This is a genomic window from Rheinheimera sp. (genome assembly GCF_036568245.1).
Classification (GTDB): domain Bacteria; phylum Pseudomonadota; class Gammaproteobacteria; order Enterobacterales; family Alteromonadaceae; genus Alishewanella.
In genome coordinates this window covers 1-8603 of the sequence record NZ_DATCSY010000289.1, presented here as the reverse complement: position 1 = coordinate 8603, position 8603 = coordinate 1, and the positions used below count along the sequence as shown (strand labels likewise).

8 protein-coding genes are annotated in these 8603 nt (G+C 49.4%); 5 read left to right on the top strand and 3 right to left on the bottom strand.

Features of this window, described 5'->3' with window-relative positions; all coding sequences use genetic code 11:
- Positions 1-47 precede the first annotated feature (47 nt).
- The 3 genes from VIN66_RS13115 to xseA all read right to left on the bottom strand — a co-directional run bounded on the left by VIN66_RS13115 (position 48) and on the right by xseA (position 2960).
- The gene (locus tag VIN66_RS13115; RefSeq protein WP_331924396.1) at positions 48-836 is read right to left on the bottom strand and encodes a ferredoxin--NADP reductase; all 789 of its coding nucleotides are present in this window, start codon (positions 834-836) and stop codon (positions 48-50) included.
- A gap of 161 nt (positions 837-997) precedes the next feature.
- Entirely contained in the window at positions 998-1567 is a 570-nt protein-coding gene (locus tag VIN66_RS13110) for a gamma-glutamylcyclotransferase (RefSeq protein ID WP_331924395.1), read from the bottom strand.
- Positions 1568-1622: 55 nt separating this feature from the next.
- Positions 1623-2960: an exodeoxyribonuclease VII large subunit gene (gene xseA / locus VIN66_RS13105; protein WP_331924394.1), complete on the bottom strand. Its 1338-nt coding sequence runs from the start codon at positions 2958-2960 to the stop codon at positions 1623-1625.
- 138 nt (positions 2961-3098) lie between these two features.
- Between xseA and guaB the strand changes: the two genes are divergently transcribed.
- The 5 genes from guaB to VIN66_RS13080 form a co-directional block, all read left to right on the top strand.
- Positions 3099-4568, top strand: coding sequence for an IMP dehydrogenase (gene guaB / locus VIN66_RS13100; RefSeq protein ID WP_134057646.1), 1470 nt, complete (start codon positions 3099-3101; stop codon positions 4566-4568).
- Between the two features lie 57 nt (positions 4569-4625).
- Positions 4626-6203: a glutamine-hydrolyzing GMP synthase gene (gene guaA / locus VIN66_RS13095; RefSeq protein ID WP_134057644.1), complete on the top strand. Its 1578-nt coding sequence runs from the start codon at positions 4626-4628 to the stop codon at positions 6201-6203.
- 88 nt (positions 6204-6291) lie between these two features.
- Positions 6292-7206, top strand: a complete 915-nt coding sequence (locus VIN66_RS13090) for a bestrophin family protein (RefSeq protein ID WP_331924393.1) — start codon at positions 6292-6294, stop codon at positions 7204-7206.
- A gap of 111 nt (positions 7207-7317) precedes the next feature.
- On the top strand, positions 7318-7779 hold the full coding sequence (locus tag VIN66_RS13085; protein WP_331924392.1) for an SRPBCC domain-containing protein: 462 nt from the start codon (positions 7318-7320) through the stop codon (positions 7777-7779).
- A gap of 188 nt (positions 7780-7967) precedes the next feature.
- Positions 7968-8603, top strand: a 636-nt coding sequence (locus VIN66_RS13080) for a sigma-54-dependent transcriptional regulator (protein ID WP_331924391.1), incomplete at its 3' end; no start/stop codon positions are given.

Below are 8603 nucleotides of genomic sequence, written 5' to 3'. Positions count from 1 at the left end.
AAACAGAAACCGGGGTGGTGTAATACCAACCCGGTTTTTTTAGCGCTCTACTTTTCGATAAAGGCTTGTTCTATCACGTAGTGGCCCATAGTGCGTGAATTGGCTTTTACAAAGCCACGCTGGTCGAGCATACCCATCAGTTGTTGTAGCATGGCATCGTTGCCGCATAGCATAAACCTGTCATGCTCAGGGTTAAGTGCTGGCATACCGATACCTTGTAACAGCTTGCCGCTGTCGAGCAGATCAGTAATGCGGCCCTGATGTGGCACACCGTTTCTTACATATTCTTCTCTTGTTACTGTCGGGTAATAAATCAGCTTTGCGCGGACCTCTTCGCCAAAGTAAGGGTTATCCGGCAATACCTGTTCAATTTCGTTTTGATAAGCCAACTCTGAGCGCCAACGCGTACCATGTACCAGAATAATTTTGTCGAAACTGTCATAAATAAACGGATCACGAATGATGCTCATAAAAGGCGCAAGCCCGGTGCCGGTGCTTAATAGATACAAATGTTTACCGGGGATAAGGTAGCCGGGTACCAGCGTGCCGGCAGGGCGCACTGTCAGCATAACCGGATCGCCAACGTTGATATTCTGCAGTCTGGATGTTAGCGCGCCGTCGGGTACTTTAATGCTGAAGAACTCAAGCTCTTCATCGTAGTGGGGGCTGGCGATGCTGTAGGCACGCATCAATGGCCGGCCATCAACTTCCAGCCCAATCATGACAAACTGGCCGCTTTCAAAGCGAAACGAAGGTTCCCGCGTGGTTTTAAAGCTAAACAGTGTGTCATTCCAGTGGTGAACAGCGGTGACAGTGGCACTAACAATATTACGCATGACAGTCCTTACTGAATGGGCCTGAGCGCAATTATGCCACAGCACACCAACTGATAATAGTTATCATTACCTATCTGTGCGGTCTACTGACAATAATAGCTGTTGAGCTGCAAAAATTTATTTGTTTCTTACTTGGTGCTGCAATGCAGCGTACAGTTTGGTCATGACAACAGCGCCAATAACTGCCTTTCGATAGCAAACACATGTTCATCGTGCTCACCCATATCGCGCAGTGCCTGTGCCAGTTTTAGTACATAGTCGCTGTTCGGCCCGCTCGGGCCATGGCTTCTGGCAATATGGGCGGCAATGTCATGATCGCTGGCAGGGCCCAGATACGCCTCGTTATCTGCACCGGCTAAATACACCACGCCTTCTGTTTCGCCACTTTCATCTAACCAATGCAGCGGGGTAAATATACGTAAATAACCGTTTTTCTCACGATGGTCCAAATGTTCAAAGGTATCGGGTGTCACTTCATACGCCATACCGGCGCAACGTGCCCCGGCTGATTCTATCAGTGTTAATACCCGCCCTGGCGCCTCTGGCGTTCCACGGTGATCATGCGAGCCCTGCCAAAACCGGCGCTGCCAGCCATAAATGTAGGCGGGTTTGCTGTGTAAAAACGGAAAATCAGTTTTATAAATCAGTGAACCATAGCCAAATAGCCAGACTGAATTCAGGTGGTCGAGCGGCTGACGCTGTTTATTAAGGGAAATAGTGTTATGTGACATCAATCTATAGTGCCAATTATCTTACTTTGTTCGAATTCTTTATTAATGCCTAAACCTAAACTTCATTTAGTTTAGTCACCTGTGCATCAAACCGGCCTTCTGCCAGTTTAATGGCTACCTTATCGCCGGCTTTTAGCTGGCTGCTATTGGTTACCACCTGTTGTTTTTCATCAAAGGTAATGCTGTAACCGCGTGCTAACGTGGCGAGGGGGCTTACAGTGTTTAGCTGGCTACCTAATTGAGCTAAGCGTTGTTTATGTTGCTTTAACTGCTGTTGCTGCGCTTGTTTTACCCGCTGTTCTAACTGGTTTATATGCTGCTTTTGCTGCGTAAGCATTTTAACCGGCGACAGTTGGCGCAGGCTTTTGTCCAGATACTGCTGTTGCTGTTGCGCGCTTAATACATTGCGTTTGATGCTGGCGGTTAAGCGTAGTTGCAGCTCGTCGAGGCGCTGTTGTTGCTGCTCTAAACGGCGTTTCGGGTGCAGGGCTATTAAACGCTGATTCAGATTGATAAGCTTTGGTGCGACCTGTTGCATACGGGCACGCTGCGCCTGGATAAGTGCACTGCGCAAGCGGCTGATACGTTCCAACAAGTGCGATTGATCGGGTGAGACTAATTCCGCTGCAGCAGAGGGGGTTGGTGCACGTACATCGGCGACAAAGTCGGTTAGCGCAAAATCGATTTCATGACCTACGGCACTGACAATCGGAATCGGGCAGGCTGCTACAGCACGGCATAGCTGTTCATCGTTAAAGCACCATAAGTCTTCCAGCGAGCCGCCGCCACGGCCGATAATCAGCACGTCGACTTCTTTGCGCCTGATGGCAGTGCTGAGCATATTCCTAAGCTGGGCAGCTGCGCTGTCGCCCTGCACCTGGCTGGGGTAAATAATCACTTCTATACCCGGTGCGCGGCGCTTTAATACGGTAACAATATCGCGCACAGCGGCGCCGGTGGGTGACGTTATCACACCAACGCGCTGTACCTGCGCAGGCAGTGACTTCTTGATTGCCGGGTCAAACAAGCCCTCGGCCTGTAATTTGGCTTTTAACTGCTCAAACTGCTGCTTTAATAAACCGGCACCGGCGCTTTCAATAAATTCGGCCAGTAACTGATATTCGCCGCGCGGCTCGTACACACTAATACGGGCACGGATAAGCACCTGCTGGCCGTTTTGTGGCCGGAATGTGCTGCTGCGGTTAGCCATTTTAAACATGGCGCACTTTACCTGGGCAGCGCTGTCTTTTAGCGAGAAGTACCAATGGCCACTGGCGGCCGCGACAAAGTTAGACACTTCACCCTGCAACCATAAGGTTTGAAACTGCAACTCCAGTGTTAGGCGTACTTCACTGTTTAAACGGGATACGGTGTAAATATCAGGGTTTTGCATAAATTGTATGGTACTGGCTGCCGCGACTTTTGTGCCTAGCGTAACATAAAACAAAAAAAGCTTTGTGATACGCGTGCAAAACCGTTAAAATTGCGCCGCAACATTCCCTATCTTTTCAGCCACAGCGAGATTGTTGCAATGCTCAGGATCAAACAAGAAGCCCTTACCTTTGACGACGTGTTACTGGTACCGGCGCACTCTAGTGTTCTACCTCACACCGCCGATTTACGCACCCGACTGACTAAAAGCATCACGCTGAATATTCCTATGGTATCTGCGTCTATGGACACAGTAACCGAAGCACGCTTAGCCATTGCGCTGGCGCAGGAAGGTGGCTTAGGTTTTATTCATAAGAATATGACCATCGAAGAGCAGGCTGCCAACGTTCGCAAAGTGAAAAAGTACGAAAGCGGTGTGGTGTCTGATCCGGTAACGGTTGGGCCGGATATGACGATCCGCGAAGTGCAGGCGCTAGCGCAGCAGCACGGTTTCTCCGGCTTTCCGGTGGTGGATGCCAGCCATAATCTGGTGGGTATGTTAACCAGCCGCGATATGAGCTTTGAAGCGAACAATAACGAAAAAGTCTCCAGCCTGATGACGCCGCGTGAGCGTTTAGTCACTGTGCTGGAAACGGCACCGCGTGAAGAAGCCTTTAAAAAGATGCACCAGCACCGCATTGAAAAAGTGCTGGTGGTTGACGAAGAATTTAAACTTAAAGGCTTAATTACGGTACGCGATTACTACAAAGCTGCCAGCAAGCCAAATGCCTGTAAAGATGAGTTAGGCCGCCTGCGTGTAGGTGCTGCTGTGGGTGTAGGCCCTGGCACAGACGAGCGCATTGCGGCGCTGGTAGAAGCCGGTGTTGATATTCTGCTGATTGATACCTCGCACGGTCACTCGCAGGGCGTGATTGACCGCGTTAAACACACCCGTGCGCAGTACCCTGATTTGCAAATCGTGGCCGGTAACGTAGCAACCGCCGAAGGTGCTAAAGCGTTAGCTGAAGCAGGTGCCAATGCGGTTAAGGTCGGTATCGGCCCGGGCTCTATCTGTACTACCCGTATCGTTACCGGTTGTGGTGTGCCGCAAATTACTGCCATTTCAGAAGCTGTAATGGGTGTAGCAGGTACCGATGTCACTATCATTGCTGATGGCGGCATCCGCTTCTCGGGTGATATCGCCAAAGCCTTAGTCGCTGGTGCTAACTGCGTAATGGTGGGTTCAATGTTTGCCGGTACTGAAGAAGCGCCGGGCGAAGTTGAGCTGTATCAGGGCCGTTACTATAAATCTTACCGTGGTATGGGCTCACTGGGCGCGATGGCGCAGCGTAATGGTTCGTCAGATCGTTACTTCCAGGGCAGCAACAATGCTGAGAAACTGGTTCCTGAAGGTATTGAAGGCCGTGTGGCGTACAAAGGCCCGATGGAAAACATTATTCACCAGCAAATGGGTGGCCTGCGCAGCGCCATGGGCTTAACCGGTAGCCCGACCATTGATGATTTACGCACCAAGCCTGAGTTTGTGCGGGTAACTTCCGCCGGTATGGGCGAGTCGCATGTGCACGACGTGCAGATCACCAAAGAAGCTCCTAACTACCGTTTAGGCTAAACAGTTTCGGTTTCATCGGCTGGCTCACCCCAGCCGCTTTACTTTTTAAAGGTCGCTATGAACAAAAACATTCATCACCACCGCATCTTAATTCTCGACTTTGGTTCGCAATATACCCAGCTGATTGCCCGCCGCGTGCGCGAAATTGGCGTGTACTGTGAATTGTGGGCCTGGGATGTCACTGAAGAGCAAATTCGTGAATTTAACCCAACCGGTATTATTTTATCCGGTGGCCCGGAAAGCGTGCATGAACATAACTCACCGCGCGCACCAGAGTATGTGTTTAACGCCGGTGTGCCGGTATTGGGCATTTGCTACGGTATGCAGACGATGGCAGAGCAACTGGGCGGTAAGGTGCAGGGCTCTGATCTACGTGAGTTTGGTTATGCTCAGGTGGAAGTGGTTGCTGAAAACGACCTGTTTGCCAAAATTGAAGATCATGTCGGCAGTAACGGCAATGCACTGTTAGATGTATGGATGAGCCACGGCGATAAAGTGGTACAAATTCCACAAGGTTTTATTACCTGTGCCAGCACCAGCACCTGCCCGCATGCAGGCATGGTAGACGAAGCGCGTCAGTTCTATGGCGTACAATTCCACCCGGAAGTCACCCACACCCGCCAGGGCCTGCGGATGCTGGAGCATTTCGTGGTCGATATCTGCGGTTGCGACAAGCTGTGGACACCGGCATCGATTATTGAAGATGCCGTTATTCGCTTAAAACAGCAAATTGGTGACGATCAGGTTATTTTAGGTTTATCCGGTGGCGTGGATAGCTCAGTGGTAGCGATGTTATTGCACCGTGCTATCGGCAAAAACCTGACCTGCGTGTTTGTTGATAACGGCTTGCTGCGCCTGAACGAAGGCAAGCAGGTTATGGATATGTTTGGCGACCATTTCGGCCTGAACATTATCAAAGTGGATGCCGAAGAGCGTTTCTTATCAGCACTTGCCGGTGAGAATGAACCGGAAGCCAAGCGTAAAATCATCGGCCGTGTGTTTGTTGAAGTGTTCGACGAGCAGGCACAAAAGCTGGCCAACGCTAAGTGGTTGGCGCAGGGCACTATTTACCCTGACGTAATTGAATCAGCGGGCTCTGCTACAGGTAAAGCGCACGTGATTAAATCGCACCACAACGTCGGTGGTTTACCGGAGCATATGAAACTGGGCCTGGTCGAGCCACTGCGCGAGCTGTTCAAAGACGAAGTGCGCAAAGTGGGCTTAGAGCTTGGCCTGCCGTACGACATGCTGTACCGCCACCCATTCCCGGGACCGGGCTTAGGTGTACGTGTACTGGGCGAAATCAAAAAAGAATACTGCGATATTCTGCGCCGCGCCGATGCCATCTTTATCGAAGAACTGCACAAAGCAGAGCTGTACCACAAAGTCAGCCAGGCCTTTGCGGTATTTCTGCCGGTGAAATCAGTTGGTGTTATGGGTGATGCCCGTAAGTACGACTGGGTAGTATCACTGCGTGCAGTAGAAACTATCGACTTTATGACCGCGCACTGGGCACACCTGCCGTATGATTTACTGGGCAAGGTATCTAACCGCATAATCAATGAAATCAATGGTATTTCCCGTGTGGTTTATGATATCAGCGGTAAACCACCAGCCACCATTGAGTGGGAATAAACTTTACGTTTACCAAAAGCCAGCATGTTGCTGGCTTTTTTATGGCCCGGATTTCAGTTACCTAAAATGTCAGTACAGTGAGCAGACAATGATTATCAGACCTAAGTTACACTGGCTTCGTATGTTGTTTGTCTGGCGCGGCTCCGTAGTCCGTCGTATTTTGCCGCAGCTTATTATTCTGGTTGTCAGCTCTGCGGTCGTGGTAGCAGTTAATGTGTTTTGGCCGGCGTTGTTGCACGATTTAACACCGGTCCCTTTCACTCTGCTGGGTATAGCGCTGGCCATCTTTTTAAGTTTCAGAAACTCAGTCAGTTACGACCGGTTCTGGGAAGGGCGCAGGTTATGGGGCTCCATGCTTAATGATACCCGTTCGCTAGTGCGGTTGTATTTGTCGGCGCTGGATACAGACAACACGGCAAAGCAGCAGTTTGTCTATACGCTAATTGCTTTTGTGCATGCGGTAAATGCTCAGTTGCGGATGAAAGTGCTGACTGAACACGCTCAGGCGTTAATCAGGCCACAAGCTAGAAACGCTATTTTGCAGGCGCGGTTTAAGCCGGTAATGATTTTATCCGATGCCGCTTCGCAGTTGTCGGAGCTGCGTAAGCAAGGCGTAATTTGCCCAATATTGTTTACCAGCTTTGACCGGCAATTGTCATTATTGAATGAAGATCTGGGCGGTTGTGAGCGCCTGGCCAGTACCCCGGTGCCTTTTGCCTACTCCGTTATTTTGCACCGTACCGTTTATCTGTATAGCTTTTTACTGCCATTTGGCCTGGTTAATACCGTTGGCCTGATGACTCCGCTGATTGTTGCCTTTGTGTCTTATACCTTTTTGGCGATTGAAGCACTGGCTGAAGAACTGCAGGAGCCTTTTGGTATCGAGCCAAATGATCTGGCACTTGATGCGATGACAATTACCATTGAAGCAACGCTACGTGAGATGCTGGGAGAGCCGGCTTATCCACCGCCGCCTGAGCCAGTCAATTGTGTGCTGATCTGAGGTTGATAAAGTAAATCAGAATATATTTTCAGTCGTTTGACGTTTCTGCTGGCACAGTGGTTTGCTATAAATAGTCACTGAGTAAGACACAAAAATAAGCGGGTGACGTCAATGCGTAATGTAAAAAAACTTAACTTCAGTATTGTGATTAATGCACCTGTGCAAAAGGTATGGCAACTAATGTTTGATCAGGAAGGCTATCGCAGCTGGACCTCAGCCTTCTGCGAAGGCTCATACTATGAAGGCATTTGGCAGCAGGGTGAAACAATACGGTTTTTATCGCCATCCGGTGATGGCATGGTCGCTGTTATTGCACAGTGTCTGCCTTTGCAGTATGTCTCAATAAAACATTTGGGATTTGTTGTTAATGGCAAAGATGATTTTAACAGCGACAATGTCCAAAGCTGGGCGCCAGCGTTCGAGAACTATCGTTTTAACAGCACAGCATCTGGCACTGAACTGAGTATTGAGCAGGATATTGCACCGGAGTACGAGCAATATATGCTGAAGACCTGGCCTTTGGCACTGCAGAAACTGAAAGCGTTATGTGAGCGCAGCGAACCGCTGAAATAGGGGCTAACAAATCCAACAGCACTGCACTTTTTCACCTTCTCAACCTCAAACAGGTTTCAACAAATAATTAATAAATCACTATTCAGGCCCGTACTAAACACTTAGTATGGGCCTGTTCTTGCGTTATATTATTGCCATAGTTGGTACAAAACTGACGATTGTTAATCGACTGATATGAGATTTGAGCCTTGTTATCGATATTACTTGTAGATGATGACCGCGAATTTACTGACGTTGCCAGTCACATCATCGACTTTTTAGGGCACACAGTGTCTGTTGCAGCCAATCTGGCAGAAGCGACAGAATGGCTGCAACACAACAATTTTGATCATATTCTGCTGGATTTTATGCTGCCTGATGGCAGTGGTATCCATTTGATGGACAGAGTACAGCAGCTGTTTCCGGTACCGAAAGTGACCTTCATCACCGGCCATCCTTCCGTTAAATCGATCATTGCTGAGCTTTGTGGTCCGAAGGTTGATTACTTACTTAAACCTATTCAGCGTGAAGCGCTGGAACAGGTGCTAAGCCCGGCCAAAGCTAACGTCAAAAAAGCTGCCGCAAGCGAAGTTAAAAAGCACTTTGATTGCCTGATCGGTGAATCTGAACCGATGCGGCAGCTTTATACCATGATAGAACGTGTTGCGGCGTCCAATGCCAACGTGATGTTAATGGGAGAGAGTGGCGTAGGGAAAGAGGTTGTGGCGTCTGCCATTCATAATGCCAGTAAAGTGGCGGGCCCACTGATTGCGACAAACTGTGGTGGCTTGTCAAAAGAGCTTATCAGCAGTGAGCTGTTCGGCCATGAAAAAGGCGCTTTCACC